At 68.6% G+C, this 20211-nt stretch carries 18 protein-coding genes; 14 read left to right on the top strand and 4 right to left on the bottom strand.

All coding sequences use genetic code 11. The features are described 5' to 3' along the window. Positions 1-6: 6 nt before the first annotated feature. From ACIRRA_RS24410 to ACIRRA_RS24400, 3 genes are all read left to right on the top strand, one after another. A complete protein-coding gene (locus ACIRRA_RS24410; RefSeq protein WP_402772161.1) occupies positions 7-1131 on the top strand; it encodes an acyl-CoA dehydrogenase family protein in 1125 nt (374 codons plus the stop codon). Beyond that, on the top strand, positions 1131-2243 hold the full coding sequence (locus tag ACIRRA_RS24405) for a zinc-binding dehydrogenase (protein WP_402772159.1): 1113 nt from the start codon (positions 1131-1133) through the stop codon (positions 2241-2243). Before ACIRRA_RS24410 ends, ACIRRA_RS24405 begins: the two co-directional genes overlap by 1 nt. Positions 2244-2510: 267 nt before the next feature. Further along, entirely contained in the window at positions 2511-3263 is a 753-nt protein-coding gene (locus tag ACIRRA_RS24400) for an SDR family oxidoreductase (RefSeq protein ID WP_402772156.1), read from the top strand. Positions 3264-3531: 268 nt separating this feature from the next. Here the strand turns inward: ACIRRA_RS24400 and ACIRRA_RS24395 are convergent, their stop codons facing one another. Beyond that, a complete protein-coding gene (locus tag ACIRRA_RS24395) occupies positions 3532-3894 on the bottom strand; it encodes a hypothetical protein (protein ID WP_402772154.1) in 363 nt (120 codons plus the stop codon). 306 nt (positions 3895-4200) lie between these two features. Between ACIRRA_RS24395 and ACIRRA_RS24390 the strand changes: the two genes are divergently transcribed. From ACIRRA_RS24390 to ACIRRA_RS24375, 4 genes are all read left to right on the top strand, one after another. Further along, positions 4201-5334: an LLM class flavin-dependent oxidoreductase gene (locus ACIRRA_RS24390; protein WP_402772151.1), complete on the top strand. Its 1134-nt coding sequence runs from the start codon at positions 4201-4203 to the stop codon at positions 5332-5334. Between the two features lie 8 nt (positions 5335-5342). Beyond that, positions 5343-5999: an FMN reductase gene (locus ACIRRA_RS24385; protein ID WP_402772148.1), complete on the top strand. Its 657-nt coding sequence runs from the start codon at positions 5343-5345 to the stop codon at positions 5997-5999. 52 nt (positions 6000-6051) lie between these two features. Then, the gene (locus tag ACIRRA_RS24380) at positions 6052-7014 is read left to right on the top strand and encodes a DUF5996 family protein (RefSeq protein ID WP_402772145.1); all 963 of its coding nucleotides are present in this window, start codon (positions 6052-6054) and stop codon (positions 7012-7014) included. Positions 7015-7126: 112 nt separating this feature from the next. Beyond that, positions 7127-8500 carry a bifunctional lysylphosphatidylglycerol flippase/synthetase MprF gene (locus tag ACIRRA_RS24375; protein ID WP_402772142.1) on the top strand — a complete coding sequence of 458 codons (1374 nt, stop codon included), beginning with the start codon at positions 7127-7129 and terminating at the stop codon, positions 8498-8500. Positions 8501-8518: 18 nt separating this feature from the next. Here the strand turns inward: ACIRRA_RS24375 and ACIRRA_RS24370 are convergent, their stop codons facing one another. The 3 genes from ACIRRA_RS24370 to ACIRRA_RS24360 form a co-directional block, all read right to left on the bottom strand. Beyond that, positions 8519-9271, bottom strand: a complete 753-nt coding sequence (locus ACIRRA_RS24370; RefSeq protein ID WP_402772139.1) for an alpha/beta fold hydrolase — start codon at positions 9269-9271, stop codon at positions 8519-8521. A 62-nt stretch (positions 9272-9333) separates the two neighbouring features. Beyond that, positions 9334-10083: an SDR family oxidoreductase gene (locus tag ACIRRA_RS24365; RefSeq protein WP_402772136.1), complete on the bottom strand. Its 750-nt coding sequence runs from the start codon at positions 10081-10083 to the stop codon at positions 9334-9336. A gap of 73 nt (positions 10084-10156) precedes the next feature. Next, positions 10157-10537 (bottom strand): hypothetical protein, encoded by a 381-nt coding sequence (locus tag ACIRRA_RS24360; RefSeq protein ID WP_402772133.1) that lies wholly within the window; start codon positions 10535-10537, stop codon positions 10157-10159. A gap of 183 nt (positions 10538-10720) precedes the next feature. On the opposite strand from ACIRRA_RS24360, the gene ACIRRA_RS24355 reads away from it, so the two are divergent. From ACIRRA_RS24355 to ACIRRA_RS24325, 7 genes are all read left to right on the top strand, one after another. After that, on the top strand, positions 10721-11278 hold the full coding sequence (locus ACIRRA_RS24355) for a sigma-70 family RNA polymerase sigma factor (RefSeq protein ID WP_402772130.1): 558 nt from the start codon (positions 10721-10723) through the stop codon (positions 11276-11278). Positions 11279-11410: 132 nt separating this feature from the next. Beyond that, positions 11411-11851, top strand: coding sequence for a Rieske (2Fe-2S) protein (locus ACIRRA_RS24350; protein WP_402772127.1), 441 nt, complete (start codon positions 11411-11413; stop codon positions 11849-11851). A gap of 362 nt (positions 11852-12213) precedes the next feature. Further along, complete coding sequence (locus tag ACIRRA_RS24345) at positions 12214-13902, top strand: N-acetylmuramoyl-L-alanine amidase (protein ID WP_402772124.1); 1689 nt, start codon at positions 12214-12216, stop codon at positions 13900-13902. A 137-nt stretch (positions 13903-14039) separates the two neighbouring features. Next, positions 14040-14234, top strand: coding sequence for a hypothetical protein (locus ACIRRA_RS24340; RefSeq protein WP_402772121.1), 195 nt, complete (start codon positions 14040-14042; stop codon positions 14232-14234). Positions 14235-14392: 158 nt separating this feature from the next. Continuing rightward, positions 14393-15397, top strand: coding sequence for a diiron oxygenase (locus ACIRRA_RS24335; protein WP_402772118.1), 1005 nt, complete (start codon positions 14393-14395; stop codon positions 15395-15397). Between the two features lie 16 nt (positions 15398-15413). Beyond that, entirely contained in the window at positions 15414-16997 is a 1584-nt protein-coding gene (locus ACIRRA_RS24330; protein ID WP_402772115.1) for an FAD-dependent oxidoreductase, read from the top strand. 691 nt (positions 16998-17688) lie between these two features. Continuing rightward, the gene (locus tag ACIRRA_RS24325; protein WP_402772112.1) at positions 17689-19773 is read left to right on the top strand and encodes a hypothetical protein; all 2085 of its coding nucleotides are present in this window, start codon (positions 17689-17691) and stop codon (positions 19771-19773) included. The last annotated feature ends 438 nt before the right edge of the window (positions 19774-20211 follow it).

Raw genomic sequence — 20211 nt, 5'->3', positions numbered from 1 at the left:
AGCACCATGGATTTCGATCTCACCCCCGAACAGGACATGCTGCGCGACACCGTGCGTGAGGTACTGTCCCGCGGCTACACCCCCGAGCGCCGCAACGACATCGTCGGCACCGAACTCGGCTGGGATCCCGAGATCTGGGCCACCTTCGCCGAAATCGGCCTGCTCGGACTGACATTCGCCGAGGAGGACGGCGGCATGGGTGCCGGGCCCATCGAGGCCATGCTGGTCATGACCGAGATCGGCCGCGCACTGGCCCCCGAACCCGTGCTGGATTGCGCGCTGCTGCCGGGCGGGCTCGTCTCCGCCGTGGGCGCCGACGCGCAGCGCAAGGACCTGCTGCCGCGCATTGCCGAGGGGGAGCTCAAGCTCGCCTTCGCGCACGACGAGCCGGGGCTGCGCTGGCCCGCCACCGACACCGTCACCCAGGCGGTTCGGCAGCCGGACGGCTGGCGCATCACCGGCCGCAAACACCCGGTCTCCCACGGTGATTGCGCCGATCTGCTCATCGTGAGCGCCGCGCTCGAGGACGGCATCGGGCTGTTCCTCGTCGATCCCGCCGATCCGGGCGTGCGGCGCACCGCCTACGCCACCCACGACGGGCTGCGCGGCGCGGACATCGCATTCGACGACGCCGTGGCCGAACCGCTCGGCGAGCCGGTCGATGCCGCCGCCGCCATCCAGGCCGCGCTGGCCGGGGCGCAGGCCGCGCTGTGCGCCGAGGCCATCGGCGCGATGGAGGAGTCCCTGCGGCTCACCGCGGAATACCTGAAGACGCGCAAGCAGTTCGGGGTGCCGCTGCGCACCTTCCAGACGCTGACCCAGCGCGCCGCCGACATGTACGTGTCGCTGGAGCTGGCCCGCGGCATGAGCATGTACGCGTCCATGTCGCTGGCCGACGGCATCGTCGATCCGGTCGTCGCCTCCCGCGCCAAACTGCGGATCGGGCGTTCTGCCCGGCACATCGGGCAGGAGGCCATCCAGATGCACGGCGGCATCGGCATGACCGACGAATACCCCGTCGGCCACTACACCGCGCGGCTCACCGCCATCGAGCACACCCTCGGTGACTCCACCGACCACCTGCGCTACCTCGGCGGGCACGTGGCCGACTACCAAATGGTCGAAATCTGATGCACATTCGCGGCGCGGTTCTGGAGGAGATCGGACGCGGGCGGCCCTACGCACAATCGCGGCCGATCAGCGTGTGCCGGCTCGAACTCGGCGATCCCGGGCCCACCGAGGTGCTGGTCGCCATCGAGGCGGCCGGGCTGTGCCACTCGGATCTGAGTGTGGTGGACGGCAATCGGCCACGCCCGCTGCCCATGCTGCTCGGCCACGAGGCCGCGGGCACCGTGCTGGCGGTCGGCGAGCGGGTCGCCGATCTGCTCATCGGACAGCGAGTGGTCATGTCCTTCCTGCCGCGCTGCGAAGAGTGCGACGCGTGCGCGCGGGACGGGCAGCTGCCCTGCACCGCGGGCACCCGCGCCAATACCGCCGGTGAGCTGCTGCACCATGCCGGGCACCTGTCGCGCGGCGGCGACCGGGTGCGGCATCACCTGGGCGTCTCCGGCTTCGCCACGCACGCCGTGGTGGACCGGGCCTCCCTGGTGCCGGTCGGCAACTCGGTGCCGCCGGAGATCGCGGCACTGTTCGGGTGCGCGGTGCTGACCGGCGGCGGAGCCGTGCTGAACGTCGCCGATCCCGGGCCGCAGGACAGCCTCATGGTGGTCGGGCTCGGCGGAGTCGGGATGGCGGCAGTGCTGACAGCGAAAGCCATTGGCGTGGAACGTGTTATCGCCGTGGATCGGATGGTGGACAAGCTCGCCATGGCCGAGGAGCTCGGGGCGACCGAGGCGTACACGCCGGAGCAGATCACCGACGAGGGGATCCGGGCGCGGTATGTGGTGGAGTGCGCCGGGCATCCATCCGCGTTCGAAACCGCCTATGCGGCAACCGAACCCGGCGGCATGACCATCACGGTCGGTCTGCCCGGGCCGAATTCGACGGTGACCCTGCCACCGCTGAGCATAACCGCCGAGGCCCGCACCATCGTCGGCAGCTACCTGGGTTCCGCCGTGCCGGCCCGGGATATTCCCCGCTACGAACAGATGTGGCGCGACGGGCGGCTGCCGGTGGAGAAATTGATCTCCTCGCGCATCCGGCTCGAGGAGATCAATGCCGCGATGGATCTGCTGGCCGAGGGAAGAGCGGTCCGTCAGATCATCATGTTCGACCATTCCTGATCCTGCTCCGGAATGCCCGGTGAGCCGACATCTCGCCGGGCATTCCGGCGCGGTGGCGTCGGACCGGTGACGGTTGCCGCGGAAACCGATGATCGCTGAGCACGGGAACTGCGCCGCCTCCTGTCCCGTACATACTCTTCCGGGCCGACGCCGGTCCGCTTGGCGTAGTCGGTTACCCGCTTGACGCGATCGGTCCTAGGCCTGGCGTGGGGTTCTCGACAGAATGGCAGAGGTTCGAAACCGGAGAGAGAAAAGGGATTTCGACTGATGTCGCAAGTTGTGCGGGACCTCGAGGGCAAGGTCGCTCTGATCATCGGCGGAACTCGCAATCAGGGTGCGGAATTCGCCAAGAACATCGCCGGGCGCGGTGCCACCACGATCGTCACCTATCAGGGGGACGAGCAGGCCGCCAAAGCGACGCTCGCGACGCTCGAGACGCTCGGCGCGACGGTGGAGGCGGTCCGCTCCGACGCCACCTCGGCCGCGGAGGTCGACGCACTGTTCACGGATGTCGTCGCGCGCCACGGCAAGCTGGATATCGTCGTGCACGTGCCGGGGCGGGTCATCAAGAAGCCGATCGCGGATACCACCGACGACGACTTCGATCAGCTGATCGTGCGCAATACCCGGACCGCGTTCAATACGCTGCGCGCCACGGCCCGGCGCATTGCCGACAATGGCCGCTATGTCGTGTTGTCCACCACGCTCACCTCGATCATGACCGGCACCTACGGGCTGTATTCGGGATCGAAGGCGGCCGTCGAACGAATGGTGGTCGCCGCGGCCAAGGAGTTGGGTGAGCGCGGTGTCACGGTCAATGCCGTCGCGCCCGGCCCGGTCGACGACGACTTCTTCCGTGGCGCGGAGACGCCCGAATCCATTGCGGCCGCGGCACTGCACAATCCACACGGGCGTCTCGGGCTCCCCACCGACACCGCCCCGTTGGTCGGGTGGCTGGTCAGCGCCGAGGCGGGTTGGGTCTCCGGACAGACGATCCGCGCCAACGGCGCGATGTTCTGAGCACGCCCGCGCCAACCGGTGACACCGGCCGGGTGCGGTCGAACCGCACCCGGCTGCCATGGGCCACCGCGGCTTGCTGAACTTTGCCGGGGCACCGAGTTGGGCGCGGATGTGGAGCGGTCGTCGATTCCGGGCCGGGTACGCGCTGGTGGCTGTCGCCGGTGTCGGGACCTCCGAATACAGTGCCGTGCACAAGGATTCGATCAGTCTCCGAGTTCCGCTCGACCCCCCGAGCGGCCCGGTGCGACGGTCGCTGGATAGCGGACGGTCAGTGCGCCGTGGACAACAGGCGGGCTCGCTGACGGGCTTCGTCCTCGGCGCAGGTGGTGGTCAGGGCGCGGCGGCGGCTGGTGCGGACCGCCGCGCTGAAAAGCTGGTATTCGGCCGAGGGGACGCAGACCTCGCGATAGGGATGTCGGTGACCGACCCGGCGCTGCGGGCCCGGAATGACCACGCCGCGACGGGGATCGGGGCCGCCCTCCTGTGAGCGCACCCACTTCTGCATGGTGCGGGAATCGATACTGGGCAGGTATTCCACCGCACGATCCCATTCCAGGCCCTCCACCTGCATCGGATCGGCGACCGCGGTGACGACAACGGCGTATGCCGCACCGACGGAGTTGTCCGCCATTGGATCTACCCCCTGTCCATGCTCGAGATCTCCGGCGTTGCGCGGGGAGTGTTCAGGATACGTCGAAAGATCTTGCACTACTGAGTCTTTCGCTGTACCCACAGGTAGTTTGCGGGTACTCCGCAGTCCTCGATAGACCGAATCGGCCAGGTGTCGGCGGAATTCCGGCATTGTGGCTCGGGTTGCTCCGCGGGTGCGGTAGTGGCACGAATCACCCCGTGCTCACGCCCCGGAATAGCCCCGCCACTCGCCATGTTCAAGTGGTTGCCATATCCACCAAAGATGGCAGCGACCCGAGGAGGACCTGTGCAGTTCGGAATTTTCAGCGTCGGTGACGTGACGATGGACCCCACCACCGGCCGCACCCCGACCGAGGCCGAGCGCATCCAGGCGATGGTCCGCATCGCCCTCAAGGCCGAAGAGGTCGGCCTCGACGTGTTCGCCACCGGCGAGCACCACAACCCGCCGTTCGTGCCGTCCTCGCCGACCGCCATGCTCGGCTACATCGCGGCGCAGACCGAGAAGCTCGTGCTGTCCACCTCCACCACCCTCATCACCACCAACGACCCGGTGAAGATCGCCGAGGACTTCGCCATGCTGCAGCACCTGGCCGGCGGCCGGGTGGACCTCATGATGGGCCGAGGCAACACCGGACCCGTCTACCCGTGGTTCGGCAAGGACATTCGCGACGGCATCCCGCTGGCGGTGGAGAACTACCACCTGCTGCGCCGGCTGTGGCGCGAACAGCGCGTGGACTGGGAGGGCAAGTTCCGCACCCCGCTGCAGGGCTTCACCGCCACCCCCGCCCCGCTCGACGGCACCCCGCCGTTCGTGTGGCACGGCTCCATCCGCTCGCCCGAAATCGCCGAGCAGGCCGCCTATTACGGTGACGGCTTCTTCCACAACAACATCTTCTGGGACCAGCAGCACACCCGGCAGATGGTGAACCTGTACCGCCGCCGCTTCGAGCACTACGGGCACGGCGCCGCCGAACAGGCCATCGTCGGACTCGGCGGCCAGGTCTTCATGGCCGAGACCGAGGCCGAGGCCAAGCGGATCTTCCGCCCCTACTTCGACAACGCGCCCGTGTACGGGCACGGCCCGTCGATGGAGGACTTCACCGAACTGACCCCGCTCACCGTCGGCACCCCCGAACAGGTCATCGAACGCACCCTGGGCTTCGCCGACAATGTCGGCGACTACCAGCGGCAGCTGTTCCTCATGGACCACGCCGGCCTCCCGCTGGACATGGTCCTCGACCAGCTCGAGATCCTCGGCAAGGAGGTCGTCCCGGTGCTGCGCAAGGAATTCGAGGCGCGCCGCGCGGCCGGAGTACCCAGCGACCCGCCCACCCACGCGTCGCTGGTCGCCGCTGGCCCAGATGCCCCGCACCACCTGGTCGAGCCCGCCCGCGAGCGCGTGCTCGCCGAAAAGAACTGAGGACGAGCATGAGTCGCAAACTCGTAGTGCTGACCGCCGGGCTCTCGCAGCCCTCCTCCACCCGGCTGCTCGCCGACCAGCTCGCCGCCGCGGTCGCCGCGGCGGTGGGCGGGCGCGGGGAGAACCTCGAGGTCGAGGTCATCGAACTGCGGGAACTGGCAGTCGATCTCGCCACCACCATGACCACCGGCGGGCTGCCCACGCCCGCGGTGGTCGCGGCCCGGCAGCAGGTCTCCGACGCCGACGGCATCATCGCGGTGACACCGGTGTTCACAGCGAGCTACAGCGGCCTGTTCAAGATGTTCATCGACGTCCTCGACACCGATGCGCTCAATGGCATGCCGGTCCTGATCGCCGCCACCGCGGGCACCGCCCGGCATTCGCTGGTGCTCGATCACGCCGTGCGTCCGCTGTTCACCTACCTGCGGTCCGTGGTGGTACCGACCGGCGTCTTCGCCGCCACCGAGGACTTCGGCTCCACCGGACTGACCGAGCGCATCCACCGCGCGGCCGCCGAACTGGCCCAGCTCGTCGTCGCCGAACCCGCTGGCGTACAAGGCTTCCTGCAGGACGAGCCGGTCCGCGGCCGCAGCTCCGGCAATGGCGTCGGCGCGGTGCGCCCGTTCAGCGAGCTGCTGGCCGGGCACACCGGAGACGGGCGGTAGTCGCACGGCGGAGACGGGCGGTAGCCGATCGGTCGCTGGGTAGCATGAGCGCATGGCCGAGGAAATACTGCCCGCCATCCCGCTCGAATCGTGGCGGCCCACCAAGGAAACCCTGCACCGCTACGCCCAGATCATCGGCAAGGTGGCGCTGGCCAAGGGCATCAGACGCAACCACTGGTGGCACCTGACCTACCGGCTGACCGCCCGCGGCTGGACCACCGTCGCGCTCGGCACCGCCACCGAGGGCCCGGTCTTCACCTGCTCCTTCGACTTCTTCGATCACGTGCTGCGGATCTGCAACGACCGCGGCACGGAGGAGGAGGTCCCGCTTGCGGGCCAGTCGGTGGCGAGCTTCTACGGCGAGGCCACGAACGCGCTGCGCATCCTGGGCGTCGAGGTGGTCCTGGCCCACCCCACCCCCTTCGACCTGCCCGACCACGGCCGGCCCTTCGACGAGGACGAAGAACACCGCACCTACGATCCGGCCGCCGCCCAGCGTGCGTTCCACGTACACAGCCAGGTCGGGCGCATTCTGGAAGAATTCAGCGCCACCTACTCCGGCAAGATCAGTCCGGTCCAGCTGTTCTGGCACACCTTCGACCTGTCCGTGCAGCGCTTCTCCGACCGCAAGGTCCCGATGCCCGACAGCGTGGATCCGGTCACCCGCGAGGCGTATTCCAGGGAGGTGATCAGCGCCGGATTCTGGTTCGGCGACGACAAGACCCCCGCCCCGACCTTCTACTCCTACACCGCTCCCGAGCCCGCCGGACTCAGCGATCGGCCGCTCCGACCGGCCGAGGCCCGCTGGGTGGTCTCCGGCTCCGGCCACAACGCCTACCTGCCCTATGACGACGTCCGCACCAGCGCCGACCCCGTCGGCACCGCCCTGGACTTCTTCCAATCCCAATACGAGGCCGGATCGAATCTCGCAGGCTGGGATGCGGTCGGTCTGGCCTGCAACAATGGCATCACCGACCCCGTGCTCACCTCGCCACGGCTGGGTTGGCCGGAATAACTCGGTGCCTCGAATCGTCTCTCCGACATAGTGTGTTGAAGAGGGAGATGCGGAGGACTCACCATGGGGAGAGGGCCCGTGAGACTTTCGCATGTGGAGAAAAGGGGTCCAGATGCGTGAGCAACGCATACCGAATCCGACGTTGACCGCGTATCGGGAAACCACCTTCACCGCCGGTCCGAGTACCCGTGTCGGCCTGATGGGAGCGCTGGTCCTGGGCAGCGTCATCCTGGTCTGGGCAGCCGAGCGGGCCTCCCGTGAGGGCAATGACCACGGCTGGTTCGTGGCGGTGTCCCTCGCCGGGCTGTTCGTGGCCCGCGGGCTGTACCTGCGCCGGCCCATCACCCTGCCGCACCTCACCTACGCGGCGCTGACCCTGGTGGTCTCGAACTTCAGCTATCGCACCGACCACCCGGTGGTCGGCTTCGTCTTCCTGGCGGCCAGCGGCGCCATGCTGGTGCTGCCGCAGGGCAGCAAGCCGCAGCCCGAGCAGTTGCCCCGGGTGGCCGAACTGGTGCGGCGCAGCCAGGGGGATCCGCTGGCGCCCTTCGCGCTGCACTCGTCCAAGACCTACTTCTTCAACGAGAGCGGCTCCGCCGCCATCGCCTACCGGGCCCGGCTCGGCATGGCGGTGGTCTCCGGCGACCCCATCGGTGACCCCGGCCGGTTCCCCGAATTGCTCACCGAATTCTCGCTTTTCGCGGGCAGCCACGGCTGGCGCATCGCGGTGCTGGGCGCCAGCCCGGAGGTCACCGAGATGTGGCAGCGGCGGGCGGTGGACCACCGTGGGCTGCACGCCATCGCCGTCGGCCGGGACGTGGTCGTCGACGTCGACCGCTTCGACATGGTCGGCCGCAAGTACCGCAACCTGCGGCAGGCGGTGAGCCGCACCAGGAACTTCGGCGTCACCACCGAGATCCTGCCCGAGGTCGCACTCACCGAGCCCCAGCGCGAGACGCTGCTGTCCATCGTCGATGAGTGGGGAAGCGGGCGGCAGACCCGCGGCTTCTCCATGATCCTCGACCACCTGCTCGACGGCCGGCACCCCGGCATGCTGGTGGTGATCGCCCGCGACGCGGACGGCCAGGTGGTGGGATTCCAGCGCTACGGCGCCTCCGGCAACGGCCAGGACCTCAGCCTGGACGTGCCGTGGCGGCGGCGCGACGCACCCAACGGGCTCGACGAGCGCATGATCGTGGACCTGGTGGAGTACGCGCGCGAACACGGGATCAAGCGAATCTCGCTGGCCTTCGCGGCGTTTCCGGAGATCTTCGCCGACAAGCACCGGTCGCGGACCATGGAGACCGTGTATCTCGCGGTGCGGCTGGGCGATCCGCTCATCCGGCTGGAATCGCTGTACCGATTCCTGCGCAAGTTCAACGCCTTCGGCGATCAGCGCTACGTCCTGATCCGCTGGCGCGAGGTCCTGATCGCGGCGCTGGCGCTGCTCACCCTGGAGTTCGTCCCGCACCGCAAGCAGTATTAGCCGACTCTCGGACGGCTCTCACCGCAGGAAGTCGACCAGGGCCGCGGAGAAGGCGGGGTTGGCGACGGCGGCGAGGTGATCGCCGGGGACCACCACACAGGTGGCGTCGGGCAGGGCGGCGGCGAGACGTTCGGGTTCGGCCGCGAACGGATCGTTGTCGCCCGCCAGCACCAGGGTGGGAATGGTGATGCCGGACAGGGATTCGATCGGGGCCTCGCGCAATCCGGCGGCGAGCATCGCGATGGCCTCGAGGTCTGCGCCCAGCGCGTCGGCCAGGATGCGGAACATGCGAGCCTGGGGAACCGCACCGGAGCCGTTACCGGACATGGCGGTCGTGATGTCCGCGGCATTGATAACGCGCCAATCGATTCCGCCGCAGTCCACCACGCCGCTGCCGATACCGCCGATGGCCAGCCGCTCCACCCGCTTGTCGGCGCCCGCGACCAGCAGCGAGACGATCGCACCCATCGAATAGCCCGCTACCGCGACGCGATCCAGCCCGAGCTCGTCGAACAGCGCGCGCATGTCGTCGGCCATGGCCTGCCACGAGTAGCGGGCCGGGTCGTGCGGCTTCTCGGAGCGGCCGTGGCCGCGCGCGTCCAGCGAGATGACGTGATGGCCCGCCCGCTGCAGCGCCGAGACCACACCCACGCTCATCCAATTGGCATTGGTGTCGGCCACGATTCCGTGCTGCAACACCACCGGAACGCCCTCGCCCTTCCACATGCGGTAGTTGAGCTCCAAACCGTCCCAGGTGGTGAATTTCGCCATGGCCGCGATGCTATCGGTGCGATTCGATCATGCGACAGCCTTCGCGCCGATTGCTCACCGTCCTAGCCCATCCGCGCCATGATCGCGCGCGGCAGCAGCGGCATCACCAATCCCAGTACCCGCCAGGGCCATTCGGGCACGGACGCGCTCACCGCCTCCCGCTCGATGGCGGCCACCATGGAATTCACGCCTTTGTCCAGCGGCACAACCAGTTTCGCGTCCCCGGCCTTGGCGGCCATGTCGGTGGCGATGAACCCCGGCTGCACCGTGGTCACCCGGATCGGGGTCCCGCGCAGCTCGATGGCCAGCCCCTCGCCCAGCGCCGTCACGCCCGCTTTGCTGGCCGCGTATGCCGCCTTCTTGCCCGGCAGCCCGCGCACCGCGCTCATGGACGAGATGAGCACCAGGTGCCCGGCCCGCTGCTCGCGGAAGATGCTCATGGCTGCCTCGGCCTGGGCCAGCGCGCTCACGAAGTTCGTGGTGGCGGTGGCGAGATTGGCGTCGGCGCGGCCGGTGCCGATGCGCGCGCCCTTGCCGATCCCGGCGTTGACGATGATCCGGTCCAGCCCGCCGAGCTCGGCGCGCAGCTCGTCGAAGACCTTCGGGACGGCCGCGTGATCGTCGACGTCCAGCGCGCGCACCGCGACCGTGATCCCCGGGTGCGCGGCCAGCAGCTCGTCGCGCAGCTGCTCGAGGTTCGAGACCCGTCGCGCGCACAGCGCCAGATCCCGTCCCCGACGCGCGAATTCGCGGGCCATGCCCGCGCCCAATCCGGAGCTGGCGCCGGTGATGAGAATCTTCCGCCTGGTCATGCGGCCACCCTAGCCGTGGGATGCGCTCGGAAGGGGTCTCGGGCAGGCCCCCGAGACCCCTTCCAAACCGTGGTCACCCGAACGAGCCCGTATCGGGCCGCGCGGGCTGTAGATGCCAGGCCCCGCAGTTCTCGGTCGAGAACCCCACATCGGTCGCCTTGATCTCCACCGTGATCGGCTTCGTCCGGGTGAAGTCGCTGGCGATGATGTAGTAGTTCGGGTCCGGGTAATCGCCCGGCTGCTGGACCTTCCACAGCCGCCGCCAGAAGCACGCGCCGGCGCCCGGATCCTGCGTCCCGTCGCCGATATACGTGCCCGGCTTGATATCCACATTGACCAAATACGTCCCGTCCACCGTGATATCGGTGGCCGGTTCGGCGGCCGCAATTCCGGTTGCGGCCATTGTCAGCGCGGAAGCGAATGCTCCCGCGGCCGCGAGCGCGCTTGCACGCACGGTGTTCCTCCCTGAGCAGCTCACTGCACCGCACGGTTCCCGGCGTGCGGTCTCGGGAGAGATCCCCGCATCTCCCGGGGAGGGTCTATCAGAAATCGCGGTCTGGTTCCGGGAAAACGGGGAGTTTCGGTGAATTCACAAACTCGAGCGATGCTCTTTCGGCTCCCGCGACGATATTCAAGCATGGGAAGTCTTCGCCCGGTCAGCACCGGATGCGCCGTCCACTGCGCTCGGCTGTGCACCGATGCGGGCCTGGCGGCCGTCCTGGCCGCCGACCGCGGCCTGCTGCACTGGCGGGCCATCAGCCGCCTCGGCGACCAGGGCCTCGCCGAACACGCCGTGCAGGAGACCCTGCTGCGAGCATGGCGCGCCTGCGCCAGCTATGACCCTGATCGGGGCAGCGTGCGCACCTGGCTGCTCACCATCGAACGCAATGTGCTCATCGATACCGCCCGCTTCCGGGCCGCCCGCCCCGGCGACACCAACTGGGACGAGATCGGGGAGCAGACCGAGAACCACTTCGCCCGCCCCGACTTCACCGAGGCGCTGACCGACGGGCTGCTGGTCGCCGACCTGCTGGCCCAGCTGCCGCCGCAGCAGCGCGACGCGGTCGTGCAGGTGATCCTGTGTGATCGCGCCTACCAGGATGTGGCCGCCGACCTGGGCATACCGGTCGGCACCGTCAAGACCCGGGTGCACTACGCCCTGCGCTCGCTGCGCCGATTGCCGATCAGCGCGTGACCCGACGCCGGAGGAGGTAGTTTCCCTGCGGCCGCAGGTATGTCGCGGACATGTGAACCCACCGACCCCCTCCGCACGTCGAACAAGCAGCGGCCGATCCACATCGGCTCGGCCCCTAGCGAGGAGTTACCGATGACCGACACCACCCCTGCTCCCGACGGATTCCGCATGGACCGCCGGACCGCCCTGGCCACCACCGCGGTCGCCGCGACCGCGCTCACCGTGGCCGGTTGCAGCAGCACCTCCGACAAATCGGCCTCGGCCGCACCCAATCCGACCCCCGCCAAGAAACAGGGCAATGTCCTGGCCAATACCAGCGACGTTCCGGTCGGCGGCGGCATCATCAGCGGTGACACCGTGATCACCCAGCCCGTCGCCGGCACCTTCGACGGGTTCTCGTCCACCTGTACCCACCTGGGCTGCAAGGTGAATACCGTCGAGGGCGGCCTGATCAAGTGCCCGTGCCACGGCAGCACATTCAACCTGGACGGCACGGTCGCCGGCGGTCCCGCGCCGCGCGCGCTGGACCCCAGGGCCATCCGCGTCGACGGGGATCAGATCGTCTCGGCCTGACCGCACCCGTCATCCAGCTCGACGCCGGGGAGAGTATCGAGCCGCCCCGAGCTCGGCTCGGGGCGTATAGCGCCGCCCGCTCTCAGCACCGACCTGACCGCCCCCGCACGCCACGATGTGCGGGGGCGGGTTCCGTGTGGCGCGTCGCCCGGGTAGGGCTGCCGAGTGCGGGATAGTGGGCGCAGTGGTCTTTGCCCATTGCGGCCGGTGGTGCCCGGATGGTGATTTTCGGACGTCTGACCACTAGTAACGGTTCCATCACGAAGCTTGCCATAGAGTAACTGATGTTGCCAGAGTGAACAGCTGGGTCTGGTGTTACTAGTGGGAAGGGAGGGGCGCTCCGCCCCGAGCGCCGTCCGCTTATGAAGCCAAGCATCACTAAGGCCGGAATCTTCACCGTCGTCACCGCGGCGGCCATCACCACCGTGGCCGGGATCGTCCCGGTCGCCGCCCTGGCCGCACCCGCGCTGCCGGAGCTGCCCCAGAAGCTCGCCGGGAAGACCATCTTCCTGGACCCCGGCCATCAGGGCCCCAATCACACTCAGGATGAGAACAAGCAGGTCAGCAATGGTCGCGGTGGCACCAAGGCATGCGAGACCACCGGCATGACCAGCCTGCACGGCATTGCAGAGCACACCATCAACTGGAATGTCGCGCAGCTGGTGCGCACCTCGCTCGAGGGCCTGGGCGCACACGTGGTCATGAGTCGTCCCGATGACATCGGCTGGGGTGGCTGCATCGACGATCGGGCCAAGGCCGCCAATGCCTCCGGCGCCGATATCGCCCTCAGCATCCACGCCGACAGCGGTCCCGCCGACGGGCGCGGCTTCCACCTCATCGTGCCGGCGCTGCCCGTCGCCGACGCCAAGGTCAACGAGGTGCAGTCCGGCGCCGGGCTGACCGCCAGCAAGGTCATGCGAGATGCCTATGTGCAGAGCGGGTATCAGGTCGCCACCTACAACGGGGCGGTCGACGGACTTCAGACCCGCTCCGACATCGCCGGGCCCGCGCTGACCACGGTGCCGGACGTGTTCCTCGAAATGGGCAACGGCGCCAATGCCGAGGACGCGCAGCAGCTGGAAACTCCCGAGGGGCAGCTCAAGCACGCCGTCACCATCACCACCGGGATCGCGTCCTACCTGCTCGGCGTGCCGGTGCCCGCCGACACCGGGCAGGCGTCCGAGCCGGGAACGCAACCGGGACAGCAGGTTCCGGTGCAGCCCGCCCGGACGCCGCAGGCTGCCCCGACGCAGCCTTCGCAGGCCCCCGCCTCGGCGCAGACGCCGCAAGCCGTGGCGCCGACTCCGCAGGCCGCAGTCCCGCAGGTCCCGCGGACGGTGGTTCCGGCGCAGGCGCCCCAGACCACCGTTCCGGCTGCTCCGGCGCAACCGGGACAGACGCAACCGGGACAGGGTCAGCCAGGGCAGGCCCAGCCAGGGCAGGGTCAGCCTGGGCAGGGTCAGCCGGGGCAGGGTCAGCCGGGACAGGGTCAGCTGTCCGCGCCGACGGCTCCCGCTCCGGCGCAACGCAATCCGGCTCCGGCGCAGCAGCCAGGCAACGCGGTGCCCGGCTTCGAGGTCGGCCCGCAGTTCTTCCAGCAGCTCGCCGAACAGCTCATGAACTCCTGGGGACAGTCGCAGACGCCGGGGCAGCCGGGTACCCAGCCGCAGACCGCACCCCAGGCGGGAACGCAGCCGCAGGCGGCAGAGCCCGCGCAGACCAACCCCGCCGTCCAGCCGATCGCGGATCAGCGTGCGCCGCAATGGCAATCGCCGGGCACCCTGGGCGGTCAGGGGACTCCGGCCACGCCGGATCGCCTGGGCACACAGTCGATTCTGGGCCCGCAGGCCCCTGTGATCGACAAGAACTCCAAGTCCAACGGTCTGAACGTGAACTCCGTGAGCACGCTGATGCAGATGGCCGTGAAGTTCCTCGGCCCGCTGGCCAATATGCTCACGGGCGACTCCGGTCTCGCTTCCGGCCTGGTCAACCTGGCCTACACCGTGGTGTCGGTGCTGGGCAGCACGCTGCTGAGCGCGGCCACCAAGTAGCGCGGCCACCAAGTAGTTCGAACCGCCATCGCGGGTCGCCCCCGCTCCGAATCCTCCGGAGCGGGGGACGTTCGTCTACCTCAGCCCCATACGAACCGTTCGGCATCTGCTGTCCCGTATCGGGCGAAAATGCCGATATGAGGCAAACATTCCGCGATCCGAACGCGCGCGGGCTGATTCGCCGTCACCTGCCCGGAACGGGAATCGCGGTGACCCATCCGGCCGGATACCCCGCCGCCCTGATGGCCGATCTGCGCACCGCCCTCGACGGTGTCGGCCTCACTCGGGCCACCGTGGTGGCCGAGCCGATCACCTGGGTGGCAGCGCTCTGAAGTGATCATTTGTCCTGCTACTCGCCGGTTCGCCGCGGCACCCCCGTGCTAATCGCCGCTAACTCGTGCAAGCATCTTGCGAACGGGCTGTTGACGCCTCTCCTGTTTGGTGTAACTATGGGGTACACATAACGCCACTGACTGGAGAGGTGACGACGATGTCTCCGACCACGACCCCCCTTGACGACCCCGTGGTTGCCGAAGCTCAGGAGTACGCCAACAAGCTGCTGCTGCTCTCGGAAGGGTCGGTGAACAAGCACTTCGACCCCTACGAAGACATCGACTGGGACAACCCCGACTTCGACGCCGACGCCCGCCCCGAGCGCTGGATCCTGCCGGAGTCCGCGGACCCCCTCGGCCGCCACGACTGGTACCAGTCGCTCCCGGTGGAGCGGCAGATCGAGGTCGGCAAGTACCGGCAGGCCAATATCGCCAAGGTCGGCCTGCAGTTCGAGTCCATCCTGATCAGCGGCATGGTGAACCACACCTTCTCGCTGCCCAACGGTGACGCGGAATTCCGCTACTGCACCCACGAGATGGCCGAGGAACTCAACCACACCCTGATGTTCCAGGAGATGGTGAACCGCATCGGCGCGGACGTCCCGGGCATGGGCCCGCTCGTCCGGCAGCTGCGCCTGTTCGGCGTGCCGGTCGCGATCGCGTTCCCCAACCTCTTCTTCATGGCCGTGCTCGCCGGCGAGGAGCCGATCGACCACATCCAGAAGCAGATCCTGCGCTCGGGTGAGGAGGTGCACCCGATCATGCGCGGCGTCATGAGCATTCACGTCGCCGAGGAGGCGCGTCACATCTCCTTCGCGCACGAGTTCCTCAAGCACCATGTGCCGGCGCAGAACGCGGCCAACCGTTTCATCCTCTCGATCGCCATGCCGATCGTCATGTTCATCCTGGGCCGCTCCATCGCGACCCCGCCGAAGAAGTTCTTCCAGGAATTCGACATTCCGGCGCAGGTGCGCAAGGAGCTGTTCTACGGTTCCGAGGAGGCCAAGCAGGTCTTCAGCGACTACTTCATCGACGTGCGCGCGCTGGCTCACGAGATCGGCCTGATGAACCCGATCTCCAAGCGGGTCTGGAAGCTGCTCGGCATCGACGGCCCCGCCTCGCGCTACCGCTCGGAGCCGATCCGCTCCGGCAAGGCCGCGTAGGGCAGGGGGACGTACAGTGCCGTACGTTGTCACCCAATCCTGTTGCAGCGACGCGTCCTGCGTCTACGCCTGCCCGGTCAACTGCATCCATCCGACCCCGGATGAGCCGGACTTCCTGACCGCGGAAATGCTCTATGTCGACCCGCAGGCCTGCGTGGACTGCGGGGCGTGCGCCACCGCGTGCCCGGTGGACGCCATCACGTCGTCGAAGAAGCTGACTTCCGAGCAGATGCCGTTCATCGAGATCAATGCCGACTTCTACCGGCAGGAGCGGCCGCGGCCGCTGCTGGCGCAGCCGATTCCGGCCGCGGAGGTCAAGCCCGGGCGGGAGCCGCTGCGGGTGGCGGTCATCGGCTCCGGGCCCTCGGCCATGTACGCGGCCGACGAACTGCTCACGCAGCCCGGTGTTTCCGTGACAGTGTTCGACAAGGTGACCACGCCCTACGGCCTGGCCCGCTTCGGTGTCGCGCCCGATCACACCAAGACCCGCAAGGTCGGGGACCTCTTCGACGTGATCTCGGCGCAGCCGGGCTTCGGGTCCTATCTGAATGTGAATGTGGGACAGCATGTCTCGCACGAGGAACTGCTGGCGCACCACCACGCGGTGATCTACGCGGTCGGCGCGTCCTCGGACCGTAAACTCGGGATTCCGGGGGAGGGGCTGCCGGGTAGCACCTCCGCCACCGAATTCGTGGCCTGGTACAACGGGCACCCGGATCAGGCGGGCCGGTTCTTCGACCTGTCGCACCGGCGCGCGGTGATCGTGGGTAACGGCAATGTGGCGCTGGACGTCGCGCGGATTCTCACCGCCGATCCGGAGCTGCTGGTCGGCACCGATGTCTCGCAGCGGGCGTTGAATGCCCTGCGGCGCAGCAATATCGAGGAGGTCGTGATCCTCGGGCGACGCGGTCCGGCCGAATCCGCCTTCACTGTGCCGGAATTCGTCGGTCTGCTGGGCGCGGACGTCGATATCGTGGTCGAGGGCGAGATTCCCGAGATCGTCGAGGGCATGTCGCAGAAGGTCGAGCACAAGCTGAAGCTGTTGCGCGGCTTGGCCGATCGGCCGATCGGCGGGCGCAAGCGCATCGTGTTCCGGTACCTCTCGGCGCCCACCGCCATCGCGGGCGTGGACCGGGTGACCGGGGTCGAGGTGGTGCGCAACGAGCTCGTCACCGGTGATGACGGTGCGGTGCACGCGGTGGCGACCGGCGATGTCGGGGCCCTCGAGGCCGGGCTGGTGCTCACCTCGGTGGGCTACCGGGGCGTGGCGCTGCCGGGCGTGCCGTTCGACGAGCGGGCCGGGGTCATCCCGAATCTGGACGGCCGGGTGCTCGAGGAGTCCGGCGGCTCGGTGGTGCCCGGTGCGTATGTCACCGGCTGGATCAAGCGCGGTCCGACCGGGTTCATCGGCACCAACAAGTCGTGTGCGCAGCAGACGGTGCGTCAGCTGGTGAACGACTTCAATGTCGGCCGCCTGGCCCGACCCGCGTGTAGTGCAGGCGATTTCGATCGACTGGTCGGTGAGCGTCAGCCGCACGCCGTCCGTGGCGGCGCGGTCAACCGCCCCCGCCGCAAGCTTCCCCTGATGGTGCGCCGCTGACCCGCCCCTTGTCAGTGCCGCCCATGAAGGCCGCCGCCCGCCAACCCCCTGCGCGTGCGGTGGCCTTCGCCGTTTCGCCCCCTTCCGCAGCCGGTGTTCCTCTACCTCGGACGGCTTCTCGTGCCGTCGATGATGACTTTTTGTGCTGGGCAACGTATCCGGTCGCGCATCGGTTGCGAATCGTGGGAGCCGTCTGGATGCACTGTACCGATGGTGTTGTGCGAGTTGTAATGCCGTGTTTGCTCGCGGCGACATCTGCAGGAGTAGAGAAGATTTCATCGCGAATCACGGAAGGTGAAGCGGCTCACGCGGGGTAATCCGGGGCAGCTACCGACCAGTGATCGGTAATTCACACCACCGCACTGACGTTGCGGTTTTATTTTTCGGACACTCCTCGCCTACCGGTTGGTATGAACTATTGGTTCGCTGAATCGTAGCCATTAAGAAGGACTGTTCGGTTGCTTTTATTGTGCGGTCGGATTCGATCTTGCTCGCAGTATTGCCTGACCAGTAGATTTGCCATCTTCGCTACTGGACGCGAAATCTTTTCTCCCGATTCGAGATTCAGGTACCGCAAACGACAGCTAACCTGAACGCGCTGTTTGGAAAACGACCGCGACCACATGGTTGGTATGCCCGTGGGCCGTGGTCTCGGTGCGTTGACGGGATGGCAATGACAGTTGGCTTTGGCATGAGCATCGGCACAGTGAACTCGGTCTGGGCGGCCACGGCCGGTGATCGGCACCGGCCCGCGGTGCGCGTTCGCCGGACCGCCGTCACCTTCGACAGCGCCGGCGGACCGCAGATCGGGGGCATTCCCCGGTTCGCCCCGGTGGTCACCGACTTCGCCGATCTCACGACCGAGCCGGACCCGGTGGTCATCGGTGGTCGCATCTGGTCTCCGGCAGACCTGGTGGCGGCCGTGGTGAACGGGCTCATCGAGACCAACGCCCCCGAGGCCCCCGCCGTAACCACCTATCCCGCTTGCTATTCGGACAAACACGTCACGCGATTGCGGCGGGCACTGGACTGGTCCGGCGCCGCCGACGTCACGCTCATGCCCGAGCCGGTGGCGGCCGTGGAATGGCTCGACGAGGAATACGGCATCTCCGAATCCGGGCTCACCCTGGTCTACGACCTCGGCGGGAACGCCCTGGACATAGCGGTCGTGCGCACCGAGTCCGATCGCGATGAACGCGGCATCCTCGGGCGGGTCGAACGCTCGCAAGACTACGGCGGACGCCCGCTGGGCGCCCTGCTGGCCCGCTACGCGCGCAGCATCGCGCCCGGCTCGACGCAGCCCGTCTCGGCCGTGGTGCCCGCCGCCGACACGAATCGCCTGCGCAGCTGGCACATTCGCAATTCGCTACGGCTGGTGCGCTCGGTCGTAGACAGCGCCGGTCTGCACATGGAGGAGATCGACCGGGTCCTGCTGATCGGTGGCGCGGCCCGCCCCGCCGAGGTGTCCCGCGTGCTGTCGGATCTGGGCCGCCCGGTCGTCATGTCGCCCGATCCGGCCAACACCGCGGCGGTGGGTGCGTCCATCGCGGCCTTTCACAGCGTGGACACCGGCTCTGCCATCGCCCGATACGCCCCCCGCGCCGCCGTAATCTCGGGCGCCGCAGTGGCTTCCGCGCTCGCGATGTCCGCCGCCACCGTGCTCGGCGGGTCCGTCGCCGGACCGCCCGGACTCCAGGCCGCGCCCGAACCCGCCGAACCGTCCTCCGGTACCGTGGCCCTCGGCACCCACGATGTCGTCGTCCTCGACGAAGTCGCCGCGCCGCCCGGCACCGGCTCCCACGCCATCGCCACCGTGGCAGCCGTCCGCGGATACTCCCCGCTGGCCCCGACCGTCACCCCCACCTGGGTCAACGGCCACCCCGTCGACTCCACCGGCGGCGGCACCCACTGCGAAACCCGCACTGTCACAGGCACAATCGGCACTTACGGCAACCCGGCGCAGTTCACCAACCCCCTCCCGTTCCCCAACCCCGCCCCCATCGGCTGGACCGTCGGCTCCTTCTCCGGCCAGGTCCCCAAGGTCAGTGCCCCCGGCACCCTCCCCGGCGGAACCCTCTCCGGCGCAACGCAACCCGGCGCGGGTCAGCCTGGTACCGGTCAACCCGGCGCGGGTCAGCCCGGGAGTGGCCGGCCCGGCTCGGGTCAACCGGGCACCGGTCAACCCGGCAGCGACCAGCCCGGCGCAGGTCATCCCGGCAGCGCAACTCCCGGAAGTACTTCGGGCGGAACCCAACCCGGCACCCCGGGTGGAACACCGGGCGATGGAACCGCGGGCGGTTCGAACCCCGGCGGTTCCACGCCGGGCACTTCCACCGGTGGAACCAACACCGGCGGCAATCCCGGCACCTCGATCCCCGGCAGCGGCACCCCCGCAGGCGGTGGCGGCAGCACTCCCGGCGGCGCAACCGGCGACCCGGTGGGAGCCAACACGGGCGGCTCTCCGGGTGGTGCCAACCATGGTGGCTCGATCCCTGATGGTTCCGATCCCGGTGGCCCGAACCACGGTGGCTCGACACCTGGCGGAACCGGCGCGGGCGCAACCTCTCCCGGCGGCTCGACCCCCGGTGGCGGTTCCCCGGGCGGCTCGACTGGCGGCGGCACCCGTACCGGCGGCAACGCGTACGGCGGCGGCTCCACCAAGGGCGGCGGCACGGGCAGGCCCGGCGGCTCCTCACCAGGCGGCAGCCACGGCGGCATGGGCGGTGGCATGGGTGGCGGTGGCAAGGGCGGAGGTGGCGGCGGTGGCCACCACTGATCTCCTGCGGCACTGTGCATCCCGTCGGCGGGGGTCATCCGGCTGCGGCGTCGATCCGGCCGGCCTCCTGGCGGCGCTGATCTTCGATGGGCGCCTGCATCATTCGGACGCCGGACCCATGGTGCGTTCGATTCGTTGTGGGCGAAGGCTTTTCGGCAAACCCCCGGTCGGGTGTGTTGTCCCGCACGCCGGTGGGGGTTGCGGGGGAGGTCGGGCGGTGGCGTCTCGCCATCGGCCTGCTCCCCACGGTGACGTAGGTGGCCGGCGGGACTGACCAACCCGCCCCACCTCGTCCCCGGGGCCCTGGCGAGCGGCAGCTCGCCCTCGTGGACCGGCGATGAGGAAGCAGCGGACCCGCGACGTCCGCGTGCCCATCGTCGAAAGTGACCGGCCCACCCAGCGCTTCTGTGCCCGGGCGCGGTGGTGGGCCAGTCGCGG

Source organism: Nocardia sp. NPDC101769 (assembly GCF_044766925.1).
In the GTDB taxonomy this organism is placed as follows: Bacteria; Actinomycetota; Actinomycetes; order Mycobacteriales; family Mycobacteriaceae; genus Nocardia.
Note: the sequence above shows the minus strand (reverse complement) of the source record. Positions and strands in the feature narration are given on the sequence as shown.